Source organism: Acidaminococcus sp. AM33-14BH (assembly GCF_003603525.1).
Taxonomy (GTDB): Bacteria; Bacillota; Negativicutes; order Acidaminococcales; family Acidaminococcaceae; genus Acidaminococcus; species Acidaminococcus intestini.
Map to the genome: position 1 here is coordinate 20,614 of NZ_QTNG01000010.1, position 24,574 is coordinate 45,187.

At 50.2% G+C, this 24,574-nt stretch carries 17 protein-coding genes, 1 pseudogene and 1 riboswitch; of the genes and pseudogenes, 17 read left to right on the forward strand and 1 reads right to left on the reverse strand.

The genetic code is table 11. From position 1 onward, the window contains the following. Positions 1-74: 74 nt before the first annotated feature. From lepA to DW817_RS07920, 16 genes and pseudogenes are all read left to right on the forward strand, one after another. The gene (lepA, locus tag DW817_RS07845; RefSeq protein WP_021737101.1) at positions 75-1,880 is read left to right on the forward strand and encodes a translation elongation factor 4; all 1,806 of its coding nucleotides are present in this window, start codon (positions 75-77) and stop codon (positions 1,878-1,880) included. 90 nt (positions 1,881-1,970) lie between these two features. Then, positions 1,971-2,177: pseudogene (locus DW817_RS11090) on the forward strand (GntR family transcriptional regulator); the annotation flags it as partial. 69 nt (positions 2,178-2,246) lie between these two features. After that, entirely contained in the window at positions 2,247-2,945 is a 699-nt protein-coding gene (locus DW817_RS07850; protein ID WP_369794677.1) for a GntR family transcriptional regulator, read from the forward strand. A 349-nt stretch (positions 2,946-3,294) separates the two neighbouring features. Next, positions 3,295-4,563, forward strand: a complete 1,269-nt coding sequence (locus DW817_RS07855; RefSeq protein WP_014128359.1) for an SLC13 family permease — start codon at positions 3,295-3,297, stop codon at positions 4,561-4,563. Between the two features lie 54 nt (positions 4,564-4,617). Further along, the gene (gene ttdA, locus DW817_RS07860) at positions 4,618-5,517 is read left to right on the forward strand and encodes a L(+)-tartrate dehydratase subunit alpha (protein ID WP_009014754.1); all 900 of its coding nucleotides are present in this window, start codon (positions 4,618-4,620) and stop codon (positions 5,515-5,517) included. Continuing rightward, entirely contained in the window at positions 5,517-6,134 is a 618-nt protein-coding gene (gene ttdB, locus DW817_RS07865) for a L(+)-tartrate dehydratase subunit beta (RefSeq protein ID WP_009014753.1), read from the forward strand. The genes ttdA and ttdB overlap by 1 nt, the downstream gene beginning before the upstream one ends. A gap of 428 nt (positions 6,135-6,562) precedes the next feature. Next, positions 6,563-10,141 (forward strand): YadA-like family protein, encoded by a 3,579-nt coding sequence (locus DW817_RS07870; RefSeq protein ID WP_021737075.1) that lies wholly within the window; start codon positions 6,563-6,565, stop codon positions 10,139-10,141. Positions 10,142-10,421: 280 nt separating this feature from the next. Beyond that, positions 10,422-11,561, forward strand: coding sequence for a radical SAM family heme chaperone HemW (gene hemW, locus DW817_RS07875; RefSeq protein ID WP_021737080.1), 1,140 nt, complete (start codon positions 10,422-10,424; stop codon positions 11,559-11,561). Positions 11,562-11,785: 224 nt separating this feature from the next. Then, positions 11,786-12,832: a heat-inducible transcriptional repressor HrcA gene (gene hrcA / locus DW817_RS07880; RefSeq protein ID WP_014128365.1), complete on the forward strand. Its 1,047-nt coding sequence runs from the start codon at positions 11,786-11,788 to the stop codon at positions 12,830-12,832. Positions 12,833-12,844: 12 nt separating this feature from the next. Further along, positions 12,845-13,426, forward strand: coding sequence for a nucleotide exchange factor GrpE (gene grpE, locus DW817_RS07885; protein WP_009015667.1), 582 nt, complete (start codon positions 12,845-12,847; stop codon positions 13,424-13,426). A 45-nt stretch (positions 13,427-13,471) separates the two neighbouring features. Next, positions 13,472-15,331, forward strand: coding sequence for a molecular chaperone DnaK (gene dnaK / locus DW817_RS07890; protein WP_009015666.1), 1,860 nt, complete (start codon positions 13,472-13,474; stop codon positions 15,329-15,331). 22 nt (positions 15,332-15,353) lie between these two features. Beyond that, positions 15,354-16,538, forward strand: coding sequence for a molecular chaperone DnaJ (gene dnaJ, locus DW817_RS07895; protein WP_021737106.1), 1,185 nt, complete (start codon positions 15,354-15,356; stop codon positions 16,536-16,538). Between the two features lie 761 nt (positions 16,539-17,299). Then, a riboswitch (ZMP/ZTP riboswitch) is annotated at positions 17,300-17,378 on the forward strand. 40 nt (positions 17,379-17,418) lie between these two features. Further along, complete coding sequence (locus tag DW817_RS07905; protein ID WP_035224515.1) at positions 17,419-18,594, forward strand: phosphoribosylaminoimidazolecarboxamide formyltransferase; 1,176 nt, start codon at positions 17,419-17,421, stop codon at positions 18,592-18,594. A gap of 97 nt (positions 18,595-18,691) precedes the next feature. Continuing rightward, complete coding sequence (locus DW817_RS07910; protein WP_120112015.1) at positions 18,692-20,035, forward strand: MATE family efflux transporter; 1,344 nt, start codon at positions 18,692-18,694, stop codon at positions 20,033-20,035. Positions 20,036-20,160: 125 nt separating this feature from the next. Beyond that, a complete protein-coding gene (locus DW817_RS07915) occupies positions 20,161-21,597 on the forward strand; it encodes an ImpB/MucB/SamB family protein (RefSeq protein WP_021737120.1) in 1,437 nt (478 codons plus the stop codon). Continuing rightward, positions 21,590-21,988: a hypothetical protein gene (locus DW817_RS07920; RefSeq protein WP_016459583.1), complete on the forward strand. Its 399-nt coding sequence runs from the start codon at positions 21,590-21,592 to the stop codon at positions 21,986-21,988. Before DW817_RS07915 ends, DW817_RS07920 begins: the two co-directional genes overlap by 8 nt. A 5-nt stretch (positions 21,989-21,993) precedes the next feature. On the opposite strand, the gene DW817_RS07925 is transcribed toward DW817_RS07920, so the two are convergent. After that, on the reverse strand, positions 21,994-22,710 hold the full coding sequence (locus DW817_RS07925; protein ID WP_014128369.1) for a LytTR family DNA-binding domain-containing protein: 717 nt from the start codon (positions 22,708-22,710) through the stop codon (positions 21,994-21,996). 536 nt (positions 22,711-23,246) lie between these two features. Here DW817_RS07925 and miaB point away from each other — a divergent pair. Next, a complete protein-coding gene (gene miaB / locus DW817_RS07930; RefSeq protein ID WP_021737079.1) occupies positions 23,247-24,572 on the forward strand; it encodes a tRNA (N6-isopentenyl adenosine(37)-C2)-methylthiotransferase MiaB in 1,326 nt (441 codons plus the stop codon). Positions 24,573-24,574: the final 2 nt, after the last annotated feature.

The window sequence follows — 24,574 nt, forward strand, 5'->3', positions numbered from 1 at the left end:
TGAAAATAACCCCCACGCGGCTTATGCCGCGCGGTGTTTTTAGCTTATTGAAATCTTGGAGGTAGAATCAATCCATGCCACAGACCCATAGAATCCGGAATTTTTCCATCATTGCCCATATCGATCATGGAAAATCCACGCTTGCTGACCGCCTCATCGAAAAGACAGGGACCCTTTCCAAGCGGGAAATGGAAGACCAGATCCTTGACAATATGTCCCTTGAACGGGAGCGGGGCATCACCATCAAGGACCAGGCCGTCCAGCTTGATTACCATGCCAAAGACGGCAATGATTACATCTTGAACCTTATTGACACCCCGGGCCATGTCGACTTCAACTACGAGGTCTCCCGAGCTCTCGCTGCCTGTGAAGGCGCACTCCTTGTCATCGACGCGACTCAGGGCATTGAAGCGCAGACCCTGGCCAACGTCTACCTTGCAATGGAACATGACCTTGAAATCATCCCGGTTATCAACAAGGTGGATCTTCCTAGTGCCGATCCTGACCGGGTCATCAAGGAAGTGGAAGATGTCCTGGGTATTGATGGGTCGGAAGCCATTCTTTGCTCGGCAAAAACGGGCCTTGGCATTGATGAGGTCCTGGAGGCTGTTGTTAACCGTATCCCGGCTCCCCAAGGGGATGACGCGGCACCGCTGCAGGCGCTCATCTTTGACTCTAAATTTGACTCATATAAAGGGGTCATGCTCTACTTACGTGTTATGAATGGCTGCCTTAAAAAGGGCATGACGATCCGCCTTATGGCAACGGGAAAAGTCTATGAAGTTACGGAAGTGGGCGTCTTCAAACCGGCCCTTGTCAATGTTGAGGAACTGGGGGAAGGCATGGTTGGTTTCCTTGCCGCGTCCATCAAGAACGTCCGCGATGCGCGGGTGGGGGATACCATCACGGATGAAAACCATCCCGCTGCCAAGGCCCTGCCCGGTTATCGCAAAGCAACTCCCATGGTGTACTGTGGTCTTTATCCTGTGGAAAATTCCGATTATGATAACCTCCGCGATGCTCTGGAAAAACTGCAGCTCAACGATGCTTCCCTCATGTTTGAGCCGGAAACTTCCTCCGCCTTGGGGTTTGGCTTCCGCTGCGGTTTTTTGGGGCTCCTTCACATGGATGTCATCAAGGAACGGCTGGAAAGAGAATATAACCTCGCCTTGATTACAACCGCACCCAACGTCATTTACGAAGTTGTCCGTACGAATGGGGATGTGGAAATGGTGGACAATCCTTCTCTTTTCCCACCCCAAACTGTCATCGACCATGTAGAAGAGCCCTTTGTTAATGCAACCATCATCGTACCCAAGGAATATGTGGGACCTGTGATGGAACTGTCCCAAGAAAAACGTGGGGAATATGCCAATATGACCTATCTTGATGAAAACCGGGTCATGCTCCACTACAGCCTGCCTTTAAGTGAAATCATCTTTGATTATTTTGACCGCTTGAAATCCGTATCCCGCGGTTATGCCTCCCTTGACTATGAACTGTCGGGATATCGGCCCAGCGATATGGTCAAAGTCGATATCCTCCTAAATGGGGATCCTGTCGACGCGTTGTCGGCCATTGTCCATCGGGACCGCGCCCAAGTACGGGGCCGCGCCCTTGTGGAAAAATTGCGCAAGATCATTCCCCGGCAGCTTTTTGAAATCCCCATCCAGGCCGCAATCGGAAGCAAGATCATTGCTCGTGAGAACGTCAGTGCCCTGAGAAAGGACGTTCTTGCCAAATGCTATGGCGGTGATATTACGCGTAAACGTAAACTTCTTGAAAAACAAAAGGCCGGGAAGAAACGGATGAAACAGGTTGGCTCCGTGGAACTGCCCCAAGAAGCCTTCATGGCCATCCTTAAAATGGATGAAAAGTAAGCATTTCCTTGCTTGCGGGGATTGTCCTTTCTTTACCTAGACTGGCGGACAGTTCATTTTTCATAAAAAGCAAAGAAGGGGGCCTTTGTCATGAAGGCTGACAAGAAAGAAAACGCTCTCCTTAAGGGAAAAGTAAGCTCGCAGGACCTAATCTTCTCGGTCCTTTCAGAAAAAATCAAAAAGGGAATCCTTTCGGCTGGTGAAGAATTGAAACAGGTGGAACTGGCCAAATCCTTTGGTGTTTCTCGGATGCCTGTAAGAGAGGCTTTGAATCGTCTCGTGGCAGAAGGTTATGCAGAAAAGCTTTCCAACCGCCACATCATTGTGCGGGGAAAAAAAGGTTCCCCTGATGGCTTGGATCTACCCATGCAGGAAAAAATAAAAGAACCGCTCAAAAATACGGCCATCCAGCCTATCAATCTCTTGCCCGCGCGGGAACAGGTCGCCTCCTATTTGCGCAAGGCTATTTTCCGTAAGGAAATCGAGACGGGAACGGTCCTGACTTTGGAAGAAACGGCCCGCAGGATGGGTGTATCCGTCACCCCTGTGCGGGAAGCTCTGCAGCTGCTTTCTTCCCAGGGACTCGTCCGGCTGCGTCCCAATAAAGGGGCCGTTGTTCTAGGCATGAGCACTAAGAACATTCGTGACCACTATGCCGTGCGCGCGCTCCTTGAAGGCGAAGCTGCTTATCTTGCAGCGCAGGAAGGGACCGATATTTCCGGCATTGAAGCTGTCTATAAAGATATGAAGCGGTCCCTTGCGGAGAAAAATTACAGTGCTTATAAGGACTACAACGAAAGCTTTCATATGGCCATTTGGAAAGCCTGTGGCAATGAGAAATTGGAACATCTTGCAGCCAATCTATGGAGTGGTCTATCCATGGGATATCTGGTCACCGAAGAGGAATATGCCAAGATTTCCAGCATAGAGCACGATGAGCTCATGCAAGCCCTGCGGGCCCATGACGGCAAGCGGGCGAGGGCGCTCATGGTTGCCCATATGAAGCGCAGCATGGAAGACGTGCTCACCAATTACCGCAGCTTTGTCACAAGGGAAGAAAAATAAAAAATGGATATATCTATTTTATAAACAAACAAAAATGGATAGCAGTGCCTGCGTTGGCGCACTCGTAGAGACGAGATTTTCCAAAAGTCACAAAGTGATTTTCGGAAAGTCTCTTTTTTTATGAGCAGAATGGAAAACACCTGATAAAAACTCGACTAATTAGATAATATTCGTAAGAGCATTTCGTTAATTGTATGGAAAAAACAGAAAACTCTATGATTCTCTTGACGAAATATCAAATTTGGAATATAGTCTAATCAAGAAATGGATACTTTATTAAATATAAAATACAAATGTATATTTTAAAATGTATCCAATGGCGCCAATTCTATCTAAGGGAGGAATTGCTATGTCACCCGTTGCCATTACGTTGGCACTGCTCTTATTTGTTATTGTTATGTTTGTTTGGGAAAAGATTCCACTGGCGGTTACGTCCATCATTGCGCTCCTTGTCCTGGTTCTTACAGGAGTCCTCAGTCCCAAGGATGCCTTTGGTGGTTTTGTCGATAACAATCTGATCCTTTTTGTTGCTATGTTCGTGATTGGGGGCTGCTTTTTTGAAACCGGTATGGCCAATCGGGTGGGCGGCATCGTCACCAAATTCGCCCATACGGAACGGGAACTCATTGTTGCGGTCATGCTTGTGACGGGCATCATGAGCGGCTTTCTTTCCAATACAGGAACGGCCGCTATCTTGATTCCAATCGTCATTGGAACGGCATCAAAATCTGGTTTTTCCCGTTCCCGCCTGCTCCTTCCCCTCATCTTTGCTGCTGCCATGGGCGGGAACCTCTCCATTATCGGCGCTCCGGGCAACCTTTTAGGAAAAGCCGCGCTTCAGAATGTAGGTGTTGAAATCAGTTTCTTTGAATATGGCTTTGTCGGTCTTCCTATTCTTCTGATCAGTACGGCCTTCTTTGCCTGTGTCGGGTATCGTTTCCTGCCGGAAAAAACGAAGAACATGGGAGATTCCATGTATGATGAGGAGCAGGACTTTTCCGATGTGCCGCGATGGAAACAAATGGTTTCCTTGGTTGTCATGGTCCTTACCATTCTTGCCATGATCTTTGAAAAGCAGATTGGCATCAAGTTCTATCTTTCCGGCTGCATCGGTGCAGTTGTCCTTGTGGCCTGCGGCGCTATCAGCGAAAAGGCGGCCTATCGTTCCATTGATATGCAGACCATCTTTGTTTATGGCGGCACCTTGGCCCTTGCCAAAGCCCTTCAAAAGACAGGCGCCGGCAAGATGATTGCTGACACGGTCATTAGTGCCTTGGGACCCAGTGCGTCTCCCTTTGCTCTGCTCGTGGTGGTCTTTCTCCTCGCGACCCTCATGACAAACTTTATGAGCAACTTTGCCACGACTGCCCTTCTCGTACCAATCAGTCTCAATATCTCAGCCGGAATGGGGGCGGATCCCAAGGCCGTTGTCGTCGCTACCGTCATCGGAGCGTCCCTTGCTTTTGCCACTCCTATCGGGATGCCGGCCAATATGATGGTCTTTGCCCCAGGTGGGTATACGTTCAATGATTATGTCAAGGCAGGCCTTCCGATGATTGTGGTTTCCGCTATTATCAGTCTCATTTTGCTTCCCCTCATTTTCCCATTTTATCCTTGAGAAAATGATGACCCATATCAAGCTAGGCAGTTATTAATAAGGAGGAATTTTTAAATGTCACACACTGAACAAGTTGAACAGATGACCGATATCATGGCTCGGTTTGTCGGGTATACGTCCAAGGTCCTGCCGGACGATGTTGCAGACAAATTAAAGGAACTGGCTTCCAAGGAAACCGTACCCATTGCCAAACTGCTATATGAAACCTATGAAAAGAACATGGAGCTTGCCAAAAAGCTTGACCGTCCGTCCTGTCAGGATACGGGCGTGCTGCAGTTCTTTGTAAAATGCGGAACCAAGTTCCCTCTCATTGACGACTTGGAAGCACTGCTGCGTGAAGCCGTGATCCGCACGACGGTTACGACCCCGCTCCGTCATAACAGTGTAGAAACCTTTGACGAATACAATACGGGGAAAAATGTCGGTAAAGGAACCCCTTCCGTATTTTGGTCCATTGAACCAAACTCTGATTCCTGCGAAATCTATACCTATATGGCAGGCGGTGGCTGCACCCTTCCAGGTCATGCCATGGTCCTGATGCCAGGGGAGGGGTATGAAGGCGTTACGAAATTTGTCCTTGAAAGAATGGTCAGCTATGGCCCGAATGCCTGCCCTCCTTTCCTCGTTGGTGTTGGTGTTGCAACCAGCGTTGAAACAGCGGCCCTTAATTCAAAACTGGCCCTCATGCGTCCTGTCGGGTCCCATAACCCGAACGAACGGGCAGCCAAGATGGAACGGCTCTTGGAAGAAGGCATCAATAAGATTGGCCTAGGCCCGCAGGGTATGACAGGATCGGCCTCTGTACTGGGCGTCAATATCGTCAATACAGCCCGCCATCCATCGGCCATCGGTGTTGCCGTGAACATTGGCTGCTGGAACCATCGCCGCGGTCACATCATCTTTGATAAGGATCTGCATTATACTGTTACTACCCACAAAGGAGCTGAATTTTAATGGCTAAGATTATCCTTCATACGCCCATCAAGGACGAAGACATCAAGAACCTCAAAATCGGTGACATTGTCTACCTGACCGGTCACATTACGACCTGTCGTGACGTTGCCCATCGCCGCCTCATCGAGGAAAAAAGGGAACTTCCCGTTGACCTCAAAGGCGGGGCCATCTTCCATGCCGGGCCGATTGTCCGCCCCATTGCCGGCGAAAAGGATCGCTTCGAAATGGTCTCCATTGGACCGACGACTTCCATGCGAATGGAAAAATTTGAAAAGGCCTTCATCAAGGAAACGGGCGTCAAGTTGATTGTCGGTAAAGGCGGCATGGGGGAGGGGACCCAGGAAGCCTGCAAGGAAGATACTTGTATCTTCTGCGTTTTTCCGGCTGGCTGCGCCGTTGTCAGTGCTGTCAATTTCAAGCAGATCATTGACCGTAAGTGGGAAGACTTGGGGATGCCGGAAACCCTGTGGACCAGTGAAGTCGATACCTTAGGGCCCTTGATTGTCGCCATTGATACTCACGGGGACAACCTTTTTGAAGAAAATAAGAAGAAATACCGTAAAACGGCGGAACAGGTCTATGCTGAAATCAGCAAGCAGGTTGGGTTCATAAAGTAATCAGGTCGTTCCCTAACTCAGTAAGTCTCTGAATCAATCGGCCATTTTCTTACGAATTTGTAAGAAAATGGCCGATTTTTATATATAAATTAAATGAGTAATTCGTTTAAAGTGAAAGTTGTATTCTATGAATATAATCGATTTTTAAACATGATTACCAATAATATATATATTATGAATCTATTTTATTTAAAAAATATTATTGACATATAACAAAATTCCTTATAGAATGATCAGACATGAATAAGAATATAGATATAAAAAAGAAACTAAAATAATTAGTTATCATTAAAATGCATAATATTCTGTAAATAATAAACTTAGTTTACGAAACGATTCATTATGCCTATTTTACAATTTGAAAAGAGAAAAAATGGATAAAAGAGAAAAATACCATGGGGGACTGAAGGAAAACAAGGAGGAGATCGATGAGAGGGACAATGAGCTTGCGTAAAAAGATTGCTATCTTGACCATGGCATCTATGACCGTATGGGGAGTGACCGCGCTTTTGCCTTTTAATCAAGGCAGGATTGTGGGAAATGTGGGGTACGCCGCGGAAATCACGCCGGAAAAACAGGTCTCGATGGATTATAAGACATCAGGCGGTACGACTGCCCAAACAACGGGAGATCTATACTATGCTTTCATTGATTCAACCAATTCATGGTGGGGCCACGCAGGGCAAATCTTTGTTACTGATAGCGGCAGCATTGGAACCGCAACGGCACCTCTTGCGCTATACGGACAGGTCCTAGGCGGCCAATACAATACGGCCAGCGGAAATTATTCCGTTGTTTTAGGGGGATCGGGAAATACGGCCTCTGGCGTTTATTCTGTTGTTACGGGCGGCGCCAATAATATAGCTTCAGGGAGAAACTCCATTGTTGTAAGTGGTTCCACCAATACGGCTTCAGGGGAAAATGCGTCTATTATGGGCGGAAATACCAATACAGCAAGCGGCACCAACAGCACAATCATTGGAGGCTCAAATAATAAAAATGGTGCGGCAAACGGGATCATCATTGGTGGGAATCAACACGAACTGACGAGTGGAACGGATACTGTATTTGTTGGCGGAACGGTAAACAAGTCTTCAGGGAATGCTAACCAGTCCGTTCTGATTGGGGGAACAAAAAATACCGTTGGAGGAAGACAGGCGGGCATTTTTGGCGGAACCTATAATATGACAGCAGGTACGCTGACTTCTGTTTATGGCGGGGCCAGCAATACGGTGTCCGGAACGGGGACTGCCATTTTAGGCGGCTGGTCTAATGCTGCAAGTGGGCTCTATTCAGTTTTGGTAGGGGGAGAAAAAGGGGCTGCTCAAGGACAATATTCTGTTGCCCTTGGCGGTGCTTCAACCGCAGATACGGCAAAAGATGCCGTTGCAATTGGCATCGGTGCGTCAGCAAATGTTGAAAAAGGGGTTGCCATCGGTGCAGGCGCCGTGGCCACGGAAGCAGGAACCATTTCCGTCGGACATAACAAAGGTGATAAATATTATCAAACATCGTATACAGTGAACGGGGGAGGAACCGTAAAGGAACAGACTTATAGCAGCAACCTTTATAATCGCTTGGTCAATGTAGGATACGGTAAAGATGGTCACGATGCGGCAACCATGGATCAGCTGACAAAAGTTTCGGCAGGCGATCGCATCAGTGTAGCAAGCGAAACGGACCAAACGACAGGGGCTGCCACTTACAAGATAAGCGTCAACAATGATGGTGCTGTTGCTTCCGGCGATGCGAACCTTGTGGCGGGCGGCACGGTCTATAGCGAAGTGCGGCCTTCATCTGATGGGACCTATGTCAAGACGGCAAGCACGACGGGTGATAACCTTTTGGCCCTTGATGGACAGGTGAAGAGTAATGCCGACAACATCTCCACCAATACGTCGAACATTGCGAGCAACGCGACAGATATTAGGAACCTGAAAGATCTTTCCAATATTACAGCTGACGGACAAACGGTCATCAAGAAAGCTGCTGTAGGGGCCGTCACAGTAAAAGCCGGCGACCGCGTAGAAGTGCAGATGGAAAAAGCGACGGACGGTTCTTCCGTTACGTACACTGTCTCTGCAAAGAATGATGGTAAGGTCGCAAAAGACGACGCAAACCTCGTCTCCGGTGATACCGTGTATAACGCCATTGAGGATGCCAAAAATGCCATCGATACTGACATGGATACGAAGGTCAGTAACAAGGCCGATATTGATGCGTCGAACGTCGGCAAGAACCTCAAAGGGGACGATGGCTCGACGGCTGCTTCGGATGATGCCATCCAGCAGAACCTCAACGCTTGGGGCAGCGCCGTTGGTACGGGCACCATTGATAAAAATAATGGCCAGCTTGTAACGGGCGGAACGGTCTATACGGAAGTGCGTCCGAAGGAAGATGGCACCTATGTCAAGATGGCGAGTACCACTGGTGACAACCTCCTTGCCCTTGATAAACAGGTGGGTACTAATGCGAAGAACATTACGGACCTAACGAATTTGACGAACATCACCGATGCCGGTAAGACGGTCATCAAGAACCTCGCCAAAGGCACCATCGATATGGAAAATGGGTCCTATACGACTGTTTCCTCCCGTGAGGTGGATGGGGTGAAAACCTTCAAGGTCGATGTGGCCAGTGACGGCAAGGTCGAAGAAGGGAACAGCGGTCTTGTGACGGGCGATACAGTCTACGATGCCCTAAATAAGGCTTCGCAGGATACAAACAAAAATCTTGACAAGAAAGCTAACATCGATGCTTCGAACATTGGCAGCAACCTCAAGAACGCCGACGGAACGGCCGCTTCCGAAGAAGACCAGAAGAAGAATGCCGAAAGCTGGGGAAAGGCCATTGGTACGGGCGAGGTGAAAGAAAGTGACAACCGTCTTGTGACGGGCGATACGGTGGCAAAAGCCATCAAGGATGAAACCCGCGTCAGCGAAGACGGCACCTACGTCAAGAAGGATGCAACTGCAGGAGAGAACCTGAAGAACCTTGATGACCAGGTGAAGAGGAACACAGACAATATTACAAGCATCAAGAACATCACCGATAATCTGGACAACAATTATGCCAAGACGGATCTTTCCAACGTTACGGATGAAGGAAAGACGACAATCAAGAACCTTGCCCAGGATGCGGTGAAGGTCGTCAATGGGAAGAACACGACCGTAACGACGAAGACGGAGACAAATGGCAACATTTCCTATGCCGTTAACGTTGATGACAGTGCCATCAAAGATGTCATGAAAGAGGACATGGATAAGAAGGCCGACCGCGATGCAGGAAATCTCACGGATTCCGATGTTACAAGCTGGCAGAAGAAGCTTGGCACGGGCGAATCCCAAAGCGGTGACCATCGGCTCATCAGCGGCGACACTCTCTATAACGCTCTTAAAGAGGTGGATGGAAATACCCTTATGAAAACCGATGGCGTGACCATCAATATCGATCAGACTGGGACGGCAAAGACCATCGATGTTCGTGGTAAAGATGGTGTCACGAGGACCATTACCGGAATTGCCACAGATCCAAGCGATCCGACGAGTGCAGCTAATGTGGATTATGTTGATCACCGCGTAGAGAGCCTCAATAGCCGCATGACCCACGAAGTGAGCCGTGCTGGCGCTGGCGCAGCCGCCCTGGCAGCGCTCCATCCCCTGGAATGGGATCCGGACAGCAAATTTGAATTTGCTCTCGGTTATGGTCACTATAAAGCGGCCAATGCAGCGGCCCTTGGCCTGTTCTACCGTCCGAATGAAGATGTCATGTATAACCTTGGCGGCACCCTTGGCAACGGCGATGCCATGATGAGTGGCGGTGTCACTTTCCGCTTTGGCACAAAGGGCCGGAAGCCAAAGGCTAGTCCGCTTGCCATGCAGCAGACCATCATGGACCAGAACGCCAAGATTGAACATCAAGATGAAATGCTGAAAATCCAGGCAAATAAAATTGATAGTCTTGAAAAAGAACTCCTCGACCTGAAACGCCTGATCACGCAAAAGTAAGCGTAAGAAAGGCTGCAAAGCATCGCTTTGCAGCCTTTTTCTGATTACGCGGCTTCAAAAGACGTGTGTACGTTGAAAAAGTAAAATCGTGGGCGACAAAGTAGATGAGCCCATATGGGACGAGGATTGTAACCCCCTTCCTCTTTCATAAGCTGGGCGCAGGAGATGACGACACGTTATTTTGGAGAAGCGGAGCGATTTTGCTCTTGAATAAAAATATACCCTTCTACCTTCTCATCCATGTTACAATAACCCCATCACACATAAAGGAGTCTTCCAAATGCATCCATGGGAAGCCTATCAAGGCATTTATCTCCATATCCCTTTCTGCCAGCATAAGTGCAGTTACTGTGATTTTATAAGCTACCAGGGGCAGGATGGGGCGGCACGCGCCCGCTACGTCAAGGCTCTGATCAGGGAAATCAGGAGCTATGATGCCCCCCTTCCTGTAAGCCGCGGCGCGACAGTCTATGTTGGCGGCGGTACGCCCAGCCTGCTATCCTTGGAGGAACTCGCCGCCATTTTCCATGCCCTGAAGGAAAAAGGCTATCTCCATTCGCCGCGGGAAGTGACCTTTGAAGCCAATCCGGGAACTGTCGATGAAGCCTACCTTAGGGGACTGCGAGCGTTGGGGGTGGACCGCCTGAGCCTTGGCATCCAGTCTCTAGAGGACAGCGAACTGCGCCTCATGGGCCGTACCCATACAGCGGATGAGGCGCGGCACATTATCCTTCTCAGCAAAAAGGTGGGGTTTACACGTCTGTCCTGTGACCTTATCTATGGATATCCGACGCAGACGGCTGCAAGCGTCGAGGCATCCTTGACGGAACTCATGGCTCTGGGACCCAGCCATATTTCCATCTACGGGCTTTCCGTTGAACCGGGGACCGTCCTTTCCCATAATCTCCGACAAGGGCGCTGGATCCTTCCCACAGACGATGAGACGGGTAACATGTATGACCTCATCATGGACCGCCTCGTCAAGGGCGGCTACGAGCGCTACGAGATTTCCAATTTTGCCAAAGCAGGTGACAAGTCGCGGCACAACCTTGTCTATTGGCACTACAATCCCTACCTTGCCTTTGGCGCCGGAGCGACGCGCTTTGACGGCAGGACACGGGAGAACAACCCGGCTTATCTTGCGGCCTACGAAAGAGGAGAGGCACCGGAGATAGAATGCCTGTCACCTGCCGTCCAGCGGGAAGAAATGATCTTCATGAACCTACGTACCGTAAGAGGCCTCTCCCTCCTGGATTATGAAGCCCGCTTTGGGCGCTCCTTTGCCCTTGATTACGGGCCTCAGATAGAGAACCTCATCCATAAGGGATGGGCCAAATGGGAGGATGGTCATTTTTGTCTCACGCCCCTTGGCATGCAGTACGGGAACCTTGCCTTCGAAGCCTTCATCACAACGGACTGACACCTCACACCATGAAGGGAACGCGAGCAGCCAACACCAAGGACAATACCCCAGCGGAGGCCCTTTTCCATAGGCTTTTTCCCGCATGGGGCCTTCTTTTTTGAGGCTTTTGCTTTTTGTAAATTATTTTTCGGGAAAGTATTGACATTTTGACTAAAGAGGTGTATCTTAACCATTAGATGTTAGCACTCTAAAGTTTCGAGTGCTAATAATCAGGGAAAGAGATGATTACAGTGCTGACCGAACGACAAAAGAAAATACTTCAACTCGTCATTGATGATTACATCGAGACGGCCGAGCCTGTAGGATCCCGTACAATCGCTCGGAAATATAATCTTGGTATCAGTCCGGCGACCATTCGAAACGAAATGTCCGATCTGGAGCTCCTTGGATTCTTGGAGCAGCCCCACACATCGGCAGGACGGATTCCTTCCGCGGCGGCGTACCGCCTCTATGTGGATTCCCTTGCTGGTGAAGGATCCCTGACCCTATCATCGAGCGATATGGCGCTCATCAACAATTGGTTCAGGCAGCGGGTGCATACCATTGACGACATCTTCCAATCCACGGCCAAGATCCTGTCCCGCATGAGCAAGAACGTATCCGTCGTCCTTGCAAACAAGGACAGCGAGGCTACGTTCTCCTACATGAAGTTCCTGCCCCTCAACAAGGGTCAGGCTATCCTGTGCATCGTCACGGAAGAGGGAAATGTCGATCATGGCGTGGTGGAAATCCCCAGCGGAGTAAAAGAAAGTGAGCTGGACCAGATTGCCCAGCGTGTTTCGCAGTACCTTAATGGACGCAAACTGAATGATATTTCGCAGGAGCTCCTAGCAAAGGTACGGGAAATGCTTGCCGGGGACAAACGGCTGTATGCATCCATCGTAAGCCGTATCAAGAAGGTCAAGGCCGGCCAGCAGGAGGACAAGATGTTCCTTGGAGGAACCAAACAACTCCTGGGACAGCCTGAATTCAAGGATACGGAACGGATGCGGGAACTCTTGGGCGTCCTTGAAGAAGAACAGATGCTCAAGGATATGCTAAAGGCCAGCAGTGACTCGGGATTAAGGGTCACCATTGGCAGCGAGAATAAGTTCTCCAGCATCCAGGACTGCAGCATGATCCAAGCGACCTACCGCCTGAATGGCCAGGTCGTTGGGACCCTTGCCGTGTTGGGACCTACCCGTATGGAATACCGCAAGGTCATTTCTGTGATGGATTATCTTCATCACTACCTGAAGGTGGTCATGAATAAAATTGATGAAAAATAGGGAGGACGTACGGTGAACGAAGAGACAAAAGATCCAAAACAACAAGCCGCCGAAATGAGTGCTGACAAAGCGGAAGCAGCAAAGGCCACGGAGGCTGAGGAAAAAAACGCAGAACCGGCAGATGGTACGCCTGATCCCAAGGATCAAACGATTTCCAAGCAGCAAGAGGAAATCGATGAGCTTTCCAATCGGTTGCTTCGTCTGCAGGCCGACTTTGATAATTTCCGCAAGAGAAATACGGAAGAACGGGAACGCTTAGGCCGTTTCGTAACGGCTTCAGTGGTCCGGGAATTCCTGAAGGTCCTCGATAATTTTGAACGCGCCGAGGCCAGTGTGGAAAAAAACCATGATGCCGAGTCCATCTTAAAGGGCATGGCTATGATCCACAAACAGTTTGAAAAGGCCCTTGAAACCCTGCATATCGAAGAGATTCCTGCTGAAGGCAAGCCTTTCGATCCGCAGATCCATGAGGCCGTTATGCAAGGCAGCAATCCCGACCTGCCTGATGACAGCATTGATATGGTCCTTGAAAAAGGTTACCGGATTGGTGATGATGTCATCCGTCACAGCAAGGTAAGGGTTGTCCATAATTAACTGAAGTGAGAACCAGCAAGTTAGTTGCATGAGGAGGAATTTATAATGAGCAAGATCATTGGTATTGACTTAGGGACTACGAACTCTGTTGTCGCCGTGATGGAAGGCGGCGAACCGACTGTTATTACGACCCAGGAAGGCGGCCGCCTTACTCCGTCCGTTGTCGGTTTCACAAAAAATGGGGAACGCCTCGTTGGTCAGCTGGCAAAACGTCAGGCTGTTTCCAACCCGGAACGGACCATCAGCTCCATCAAACGTCACATGGGCACGAAGTATACCGTGACCATTGATGGCAAGGACTATACGCCAGAACAGATTTCCGCTATGATCCTTGAAAAAATGAAGGGGGACGCGGAACGTTATCTCGGCGAAAAAGTCACGGAAGCGGTCATTACTGTACCGGCTTACTTCAACGACTCCCAGCGTCAGGCTACGAAGGACGCCGGCCGTATTGCTGGTCTTGATGTCAAGAGAATCATCAACGAACCGACGGCGGCTGCCCTTGCTTATGGCATTGATAAGTCCGATGACAAGACCGTTCTCGTTTACGACCTTGGCGGCGGGACCTTCGATGTTTCCATTTTGGAACTGGGTGATGGCGTCTTCGAAGTTAAATCCACGACCGGTGATACCCATCTGGGCGGCGATGACTTCGACCATCGCATCATGGATTGGATGACCGATGAATTCAAGAAACAAAACGGCATTGACCTGACAGGTGATAAGATGGCCATGCAGCGGATTCGTGAAGCGGCTGAAAAAGCCAAGATTGAACTGTCCAGCATGATGACAACCAATATCAACCTGCCGTTCATTACGGCTGGTGCCAATGGCCCGCAGCATCTTGACATGGATCTTACTCGTGCCAAATTTGACAGCATGACGAGTGACCTTGTTGACCGCACTATCCAGTGTGTTCATACGGCCCTCAGTGATGCCAAGATGACCGTCAATGATATTGATAAGATTCTCCTTGTTGGCGGTTCTTCCCGTATCCCTGCTGTCCAGGAAGCCATCAAACGCGTTCTCGGTAAGGAACCGGCTCACGGCGTCAACCCTGATGAATGCGTTGCTGTCGGTGCTGCCATTCAGGCCGGCGTACTGGCTGGTGATGTCAAGGACGTCCTGCTTCTTGACGTAACGCCGCTTTCCCTTGGGATTGAAACCATGGGCGGTGTCTTCACCCGGATCATTGACCGCAACACGACCATCCCAACCTCCAAGAAGCAGATCTTCTCGACGGCTACGGATAATCAGCCTTCCGTTGACATCCATGTTCTCCAGGGCGAACGTGAAATGGCAGCCGACAACAAGACCCTTGGCCGTTTCGAACTGAGCGGTATCCCCGCTGCACCGCGGGGCGTGCCTCAAATCGAAGTTGCCTTTGATATTGATGCCAACGGTATCGTGAACGTAAGCGCCAAGGACCTTGGCACGGGCAAGGAACAGAAGATCACCATTACCTCTTCCGGCAGCCTGAGTAAGGAAGAAGTTGACAAGATGGTGAAGGAAGCTCAGGCCAACGAAGCTGCCGACAAGAAACGCCGTGAATCTGTTGATGCAAAGAACCAGGCCGATACACTGATTTATCAGGCTGAAAAGACCGTCAAGGATATGGAAGGCAAGGGTCACGATGACAAAATCAAGAAGGTCCAGGAAGCCATCAATACCTTGAAGGAAACCATGAAGGGTGACGATGTAGATAAGATCAAGGCGGATACGGAAGCCCTCCAGAAACCGCTCTATGAACTGTCTGCTGAACTTTATAAACAGAACCAGCAAAATGGCCAGAACGGTGGCACTGCCGGTGCTGATGCCGGTGCTGGCGCCGGGGCTTCCTCTGACAATAAGAAGAACGATGATGACGTCGTAGACGCCGAAGTCGTAGATGACGACAAAAAATAATCGTTCCTAGAGGGAGATACTGATGGCAGATAAAAAAGATTATTATGAGGTCCTGGGCGTCGACAAAAGTGCGTCGCCTGAGGAATTAAAAAAAGCATATCGCAAGCTGGCTCGTAAGTATCACCCCGATCTCAACAAGGATAATCCTGAAGCAGCCGATAAATTCAAGGAAGTCAACGAGGCCTATCAGGTTCTGAGTGACCCGCAGAAAAAGGCCGCCTATGATCAATATGGTCATGCCGCTTTTCAAAATGGCGGTCCTGGTGCCGGGGGCAATCCCTTCGGCAGTGGGTTTGGCGGTTTTAGCGGTAGCTTTGGCGGCGAAGGCATGGATGATATCTTCAACATGTTCTTCGGCGGTGCAGGCGCAGGCGCGTCCCGTTCCCGCCGGGCTGATCGCGGTCCCCGTCAAGGCGCGGATTTGCGGGCTGACCTTGAAATTACCTTTGAGGAAGCGGCCTTTGGGACGGAAAAGAAAATCCGCCTGAACCGCGAAGAGGAATGTGAGCACTGCCATGGAACGGGAGCCGCCGAAGGCAGCCATCCTGAAACCTGTCCTGATTGTCACGGGACGGGGGAAGTCCGGGTTACGCAAAATTCCATTTTTGGTCAGGTTGTTAATGTCCGTACCTGTTCGAGATGTCATGGGACGGGTCAAATCGTTACCAATCCCTGCAAACACTGCCGTGGAACAGGCCGCGTAAAGCAAAAACGCGTCATTACGGTCAAGATTCCAGCTGGCGTTGACAGCGGTTCGAGACTCCGTGTGGCAGGCGAGGGTGAAGCGGGGATGCGCGGCGGTCGAGCCGGCGACCTGTATGTCTATCTCTATGTAAAGAGCCATAAGTTCTTTGAACGGGATGGGACGACAGTCCTGTGCGAAGTGCCAATCAGCATTGTCCAAGCTGCATTGGGTGCTGAAATCAAGGTGCCGACTCTTTATGGTCAGACCACCATCAAGGTGCCTGAAGGAACCCAGCCCAATCGCGTCCTGCGCATCAAGGGCAAGGGCATTCCGAACCTGAGAACGGGTGTAAAGGGTGACCAGCTCATCCAGATCAAAGTTGTTGTGCCGACGAGACTGAGCGATGCACAAAAAGAAGCACTTCGCAAGTTCGCCGATGCCAGCGGCGAAAGCATTAACCCAGAAGAAAAAAGCTTTTTCAATAAAGTGAAGGATTTCTTCGATAAAAAGGATAAGAAGTAAGAAGGGGACCGTGGGAAGCCACGGTCCTCTTTCACTTTCGTTTTTTTTATTTGCTCTTTGCGAATATGGCTCAGATGGGTCCTGTTGCGAGGAGTTCCCGCTTTCACCGACGATGGCGCAATAGCTGCAACCACTTTTCTAAAACTTCCGTGTTGCTTCCATATACATGGTTCGCATGAGGCTCTGATTGGTTCAGAGGCCAGGAAAAATCCTTAGGTTGATAAAGCCGCACACGCATTTCCGTGTTGCCAGGAAGTCTGCGTCTTTATGACAACGCAGATGGGCCGAAATGGGTCTCAGGCGAATCATGATTCGTCTAAAAACCGAAAAAAATCCAAGAAGTGGCTCGCCCGCCGAAGGCATTTACTCGGCGCGATTTCTGCGCCGAGTAAAAAAAGGGGAGGTTAGGAAAGGATGCGCTCAAGCGATCGCTATCCTCAAACGTGGGACGGTCCATTGTACGATAGGCCCTGAGGCCATTGTTTCCACAAAACCTTTTTTAATCAATGGCCTCACGTACTTCATCAAATCAGCCCGATTTTTGGGCTGATTCAAAAGGGAATGACGAAGGCATATTTCAGGCGACTTTAACATGAAATTGCGTATCAAAATATGCTGCGATGCGCCATGACTTCATTGCCAACTCATGAATCTTGAAAAGGGCAATGAAGACTCCCTGTGTAGAAAATCGGCGCGATTTGTGCTCTGCCCCAAAATACCCGACATTGACACCCCTGCCCCTCCCATATTATAATGATCCTATCAGATCATGTAACTGACGGAAGTGGGGGTACCCACAGGGAGCATGATCGCAGTGAGCCGACCGTCTGGGCGAAAAGGGCCCGAGGTTGGCTTTTTTCTATATGAGGGAGGAATGAAGATGAAGGAATTCGAATTAAAGTATGGCTGCAACCCGAATCAGCTTCCAGCGAAACTTTATATGAAAGATGGCAGTGACCTGCCGGTTACGATTTTAAATGGCCGCCCTGGCTATATCAATTTCCTGGATGCCCTCAATAGCTGGCAGCTCGTCAAGGAGCTCAAGGAAGCTACCGGTCTTCCGGCTGCGGCGTCCTTTAAGCATGTCAGCCCTGCCGGGGCTGCGGTGGCCCAGCCGCTGACGGAAACGCTGCGCAAGGTCTATCATCTTGAGGGGTATGAAATGTCACCCCTTGCTTCCGCTTATGCCCGTGCCCGCGGTGCGGACAGGATGAGTTCCTTTGGCGATTTCGTGGCCCTTTCTGATGTGTGTGACGTAGCGACGGCAAAAGTCCTTCAGCACGAAGTCTCAGATGGCGTCATTGCTCCAGGCTACGATGACGAGGCTCTTGCCATCCTCAAAACAAAGAAAAAGGGTCGCTACAATGTCATCCAGATTGACTCGAACTATGTTCCTCATGAAATGGAAACCAAAGAAGTCTTCGGTGTCACTTTTGAACAGCGCCGCAATGCGGACTCCATTGGAAAGGACTGCCTCCAAAAAATCGTCACAAAAAACAAGGAGCTTCCCGAAGGGGCCCAACGGGATCTTCTCATTGCCCTGATTACCCTTAAGTATACCCAATCAAATTCCGTCTGCTACGTCAAGGACGGACAGACCATCGGCGTCGGTGCCGGACAGCAGTCCCGCGTCCACTGTACGCGCCTTGCTGGCGACAAGGCCGATAAATGGTGGCTCCGTCAGTCACCGAAAGCGCTCAGCCTGCCCTTTAAGCCTGATACGCCGAAGCCGGTCCGGGATAATACTATTGATGTCTATCTTTCCGACGACGATGATGACGTCCTTACTGACGGAATCTGGGAAACGCTCTTTACAGAAAAGCCGGAACGCATGACGCGGGAAGAACGTAGGGCGTGGATTGCCCAGAACAAGGATGTTGCCTTGGGGTCCGATGCTTTCTTCCCCTTTGGCGACAATGTAGAGCGTGCCCATCGCAGCGGCGTCCGCTATATCGCCCAGGCTGGCGGTTCCATCCGTGATGACCAAGTCATCGAAACGGCTGATAAGTACGGTATCGTCATGTGCTTTACGGGCCGCCGCCTGTTCCACCACTAAGGCACGGCGTGTGGTAAGGAGAACGCCAGGTTCCTCACGGGAAGGCTGAGATACCTTCCCGGTGGGGGCCTTCTTTTTGTTTTTAGGAGCGTGTTTTATGGCTGTCAATGCCCTTTCGGGGAGTGTTTGGAAGAGCCTTGTTTCTTTTTCCATTCCCTTTGTCATTTCCTATTTCCTGCAGACCCTTTACGGGATGGCAGACCTTGTTATCATCGGCCAGTTTGAAGGACCGGCGAGCATTACGGCCGTTGCCGTCGGCAGCCAGATCATGCATATGGTGACCGTTGTTCTTGTGGGGCTTTCCATGGGGACGACCATTGCCATTGCTCGAGCTGTAGGGAAGGGAGAAGCAGAGAAGGTGAGCTGCACCATCGGGCAGACGCTGCTCATTTTTGGTATCCTTTCTGTGGTCCTTGCAGGGTTCTTGATTAACTTTCTTCCCCGTATTGTGGACATCATGGCAACGCCGCCCGAAGCCGTCAGGGGGACAAAACACTATCTTTTTATCTGCTTTTTAGGCATTCCCCTTATTACGGGATACAACCTCATCAGCTCTATCTTTCGGGGTCTTGGCAATTCCCGGACACCGACCTATTTTGTGGCCCTTGCGGCCGTCATCAACCTGACCCTTGATCTCCTTTTCATGGGGCCTTTTGCTATGGGACCCTTGGGGGCTGCTTTAGGAACGACCATCAGCCAAGGTGTCAGCGTCCTTGTCGGCGTTTTTGTCATGAAGCGCCATCCCATGGGACTTGGTCTTTCCAAAGCGTCCTTCGTCCCTTCGGGCTCCCTCATCCGTGAAATCCTCGGCGTTGGCATTCCCATTGCCGTCCAGGATGCGTTTATCCAGATTTCTTTCCTCATCATCACCATGATTGCAAACCTGCGCGGCGTGACGGACGCAGCGGCTGTCGGCATTGTGGAAAAAATCATCAGTTTCCTCTTCCTTGTCCCATCTTCGCTCCTTTCGGCTGTTTCTGCCCTCAGTGCCCAGAACCTTGGTGCGGATAACCGCAAGCGGGCCCGCGCCTATCTTTATGATGCCATCAAGACGGCCGTGTTCTTTGGCCTTTCGGTGTCCCTTTTGATACAGGTCATGGCGCCGCGTTTTGTGGGTCTTTTCACCTCTGATGAGGCGGTCATTGCATCAGGTGGACCCTATCTGAAAGGATACATCTTTGACACAATCTTTGCGGGAATCCATTTTTCTTTTAGCGGCTACTTCTGTGCAGCTAAAAAATCCATCTATTCTTTTCTCCACAATCTTATCGCCATCGTCCTTGTGAGGATTCCTTTCGTCTATTTGGCATCCCGGGCCTTTTCCGATTCCCTTTTTCCGATGGGCCTTGTGACCGCTTCGGGGTCCCTTCTTTCTGTCCTGATTTGCTACTTCCTGTTCCGCCACTTGGAAAGGGAGAGGACCGAAGTGTTACAAAACTGAATATCAATTTGGATATCACGCAGCCCTCTTTCGGAAGTTCCTAAAGAATTTCTGGAAGAGGGCTGTTTTATTCAGTGAAGTGTGCTATAATAAATAGCGAACAAATGTTTATGAAGGAGGCAATCATGAAACTGCGCTATTATATCTGCATCGATCTCAAATCCTTTTATGCCTCCGTAGAGTGTGTGGACCGGGGCCTTGATCCCCTTGATACGTGCCTTGTCGTTGCCGATAAGAGTCGCTCGGATCGGACCATCTGCCTTGCTGTATCGCCGCCCCTAAAAAAACGGGGAGTCCCGAGCCGGCCCCGCCTTTTTGAAGTGATCCGCAAAGTCGATGAAATCAATGCCCTGCGCCGCAGCAAGGCGCCCCAGCGTTCTTTCCGGGGGATGAGCCATTTTGATTCACAGCTTAGGCATCATCCGGAAAAAGCGCTTTCTTATATTGTCGCCATGCCGCGCATGCAGCGCTATATCGAAATGAGTCGGGACATCTACGGCATTTATCTGCAGTACATTGCTCCTCAGGACATCCATGTCTATTCCATTGATGAAGTCATGATTGATGCCACGCCGTACCTTTCGACGTATGGCATGACGCCCTATACCCTTGCCATGACCATGATTCGCGACGTCTATCAAAAAACGGGCATTACGGCAACGGGCGGTATTGGGACGAACCTCTATCTCAGCAAGGTGGCCATGGATATCGTAGCAAAAGCCTTGATGCCCGATCCCTATGGGGTACGTATTGCTTTTCTTGATGAAACCGCCTACCGCAGGACTTTGTGGGGCCATCAGCCCCTGACGGACTTTTGGCGTATTGGCCCCGGTTCGGCCCGGCGTCTTTCTGCTCATGGCCTTTACACCATGGGGGATATTGCCCGCCTCAGTCTTTCCGATGCCTCCCTTTTGTATGATTGGTTTGGCATCAATGCCGAGCTGCTCATTGATCATGCCTGGGGGTGGGAATCATGCCGTATGAGCGACATCAAGCGATATATCCCCAAAGCCTCCAGCCTCGGCACAAGTCAGGTCCTGCCCAAGCCCTATTCACCGGAAAATGCCCGCCTGATTGCATGGGAGATGACGGATGAACTCATCTTGGACCTTGCCCGCAAACGTCTTGTGACTGATGAGGTGGCCATTACCATTGGCTATGAACGGACGCAGCCACAAGGTTTTTCCCGGGACCTGCCACCATCAGGCCGCAGTCATGGCTCGGCTCGTCTTGCTGGATGGACCCATGCCGGACAGCCTATCATGGCAAGCATGATGGCGCTTTATGACCGCCTTGCCCATCCCTATCTATGGGTGCGCCGGATGAGTGTCACTGCGGTCCATGTGCGCTCCCAGGACATTCAGGACCCTGTTCGGCAAGGGTTCCTTTTTGCCGAGCAAACATCCCTTCTTGATGGAGATCCACGGGAAGCACGGCTTCAGGAAGCGGCCCTTGAGGTCCATCGCCGATTTGGCCGCAATGCCCTTGTCAAGGGGCGCAACTTATGCAAAGAAGCCATGACCATTACCCGTCATGGTCAGATTGGAGGTCATCATGCCTGATCCTTATGCTGCAATCTTGGATCATCCCTATCCATTTGGAATCCCTCGGCCCCGTATGCCCCGGCTCCAGCGCGCGGCCCAGTTTGCGCCTTTTGACGCGCTGACGGGCTTTACAGAAACCATCATGGAACGGGCCCATTACACGGATCAAGCCGCAGAGCTTGACGAAGCGCAGCGGGAACAGCTCGACCAAAAGACCCGTTTTCTCATGGACCGGATAGGGGAGCGCCCTTATGTGACCCTTCATTATTTTGAACCGGACGGGCGCAAGAGCGGCGGCGTCTGCCGAACGGTGTCAGGCCGCCTCTATCGCATTGATTTATCAAGGCAGGCGTTTTACCTTGAAGACAAGGCACCAATCCCTGTTTCCCAGATCCGCGACATCGAGTGAAAGCCCTAGAGCAGGGACGACTCCATGAGAAGCTTCAGGTAGTGCCGCATGGGCGCCATTTTATGCTTGCTTACAGGCAGAACCGTGCCATCTTGGAGGATCAGGGAGTCGGACTGCAGGCAGCTGATGAACTTTGTGTTTACGATGAAGCTTTTATGGATCCGTTCGAAGGGAAATCGCCGAAGCCGCGTCTGTAGGTTCTTGAGTGTATCCCGGCAGGCGTAGCTTTTTTGCGTAGTGTGGATAAAAAGGGAGGAGCGGTTGGCTTCAAAAAAGGTAATATCGGAAAGCCGAACCTGATACATACTTTGGTCCGATGAAAAGATAAAGAACCGGTTGCCCATATCGGGGGCATGATCCATGAGGGACTCAAGAACCATGCGCATTTGCTGTACCGTCATGGCCTTGGTATAGAACTGGAAGATGGGGACGTCGTACCCCTCAAGACATAAGGATTCATTGTCCGTCACGATGATAATGGGAACCCGCCGATCGTACTGCCGGATGCGCCGCGCAAGGGACAGATCGGGAAAGGGCGTGGAAAGGCTCTGGAGAATGATGAGCTGGAATTTTCCTTGACGGGAGAGACTGGTAAGGAGACTGGAAAATTTGGAGTAACGATACAGATGCATGATTTCTGGCAGGGCGGAGAGGGAATTGAGCTGATCGCTCGTTTCATTGAGATTTGCTCGTACGGAATCGAACAAGGCAATGGAAAACATAACAGACTTCCTTTCTGTAAAGAAGATACGTGATTTTACTGTCAACGGGGAGAAAAAGGAACAAAATAACATAAATGTAACAAAAATCACGATTTTTAGTATAACATAATTCAGAAAATTTTCAAAACAAATGAGAACAAATAAAAGTATCTATAAGAAAAACATAAAAAGAAATAAATCATATAAATCGAAAAATTGATCAGAAAAATGTAATAAAAAAAGTTAAAAGAGGGAGAAAAAAAGATTCCCATATTAAAAACGGATTTAATGAGGGAAAAATATTCCTGAAAAGGATCGGCATCTAAAAAGGGGGCACATGATCGATCCTTGGAAAAGGCCGTGCCCTGTCACCTAGAGAGGAAGGGGAATTGCCGCCCCGAAAGGGGCTTCTGATTGGCGGAGCATTGGCAACTATTATTTTATTTCGGTCAGGAAGATGATTGGCTGCGGGATCTGTCATCTCTCTGTCAAAGGTCCCTACAAAATTCTTCGATTTTACAGTATAATATATTGTTAGACTGACAAAGGAGAAGAACATGAAAAAGACTTACGCCATCATCAATTATGGATGCCAGATGAACGAAAGCGACAGCGAGCACTATGCCGGTCAGCTCCTTGATTTGGGCTATGAGGCCAGTGCGGACTATGAACATGCCGATGTCGTTGTTATCAATACATGCTGCGTTCGTGAAAACGCGGAAAAAAAGATCCTGGGAAAGATTGGGGAAATGAAGCGCCTGAAGCGTGAAAACCCGGATATGGTCCTATGTGTAGCCGGCTGCATGGCCCAGGAATGGGGCAAGGACCTCCAAAAAAAATATCCTCAAGTGGACCTTGTCTTGGGAACGGCTCATGTAAACAATTTCAGTTCCATCCTGCAAAATCACCTTGCTGGTCATGGCTGCGCTGAAAGCGTCTATGATGACCTTGCTATCATGCCTCAGGAATTTGAGGGGTCCTTTGTTCGCAAGAGCAACTTTGCCGCTTGGGTTCCTATCATGTATGGCTGTAATAATTTCTGCACCTACTGCATCGTGCCCTATGTGCGGGGCCGGGAACGAAGCCGCAGTGCCGAGGCCATTTGCCATGAGATTGAAAAGGCCGTTGCCTTGGGCTATAAGGAGTTCACCCTTTTGGGGCAGAATGTCAATTCGTATGGCAAGGATCGAGGCGAAGAGGAAGGCTTCAGCAAGCTTCTGGAGCTTGTCGATGCTATCCCCGGTGTAGAGCGAATCCGCTATATGACGAGCCATCCCCGTGACATGAGCGAGGCCGTTGTGAGGACGATTGCCGAAAGTCAGCATATTTGCAAGAACTTCCATATTCCTGTCCAGTCCGGCAGCAGCCGCATCATGAAAGCCATGAACCGTGGCTATGACCGGGAGCGCTACTTAAAGCTTGTAGAAACTATCCGCCGCTGTGTGCCTGACGCTGTCATCACGACAGACCTCATTGTAGGATTTCCGGGCGAGACGGAAAAAGATTTTGAAGAAACCTTGGACCTTCTTCGTACCGTTGAATATGATGATGCCTTTACCTTTATCTATTCCCCGCGCAAAGGAACGCCGGCAGCTGGTTTTGAGGCGCAGGTCCCGGACGCTGTGAAACACGAACGGCTGGATCGTCTCATGGCACTGCAGAACGAGATCTGCCTTAAACGCAACAAGCGCCTGGTGGGGCGAACCCTTGCCGTTATGGTTGAAGGACCCAGCAAGAGCAATCCGGCCATGCTGAGCGGACGGACGGACGGAAATGATCTGGTCCTGTGGCCAAAGATAAGGGACCATGCCCCGGGTGACCTTGTCAATGTAAAGATGGAAAGGGCCCAGACGTGGCTCATCAGAGGAAAGGAAGAGGCATAACC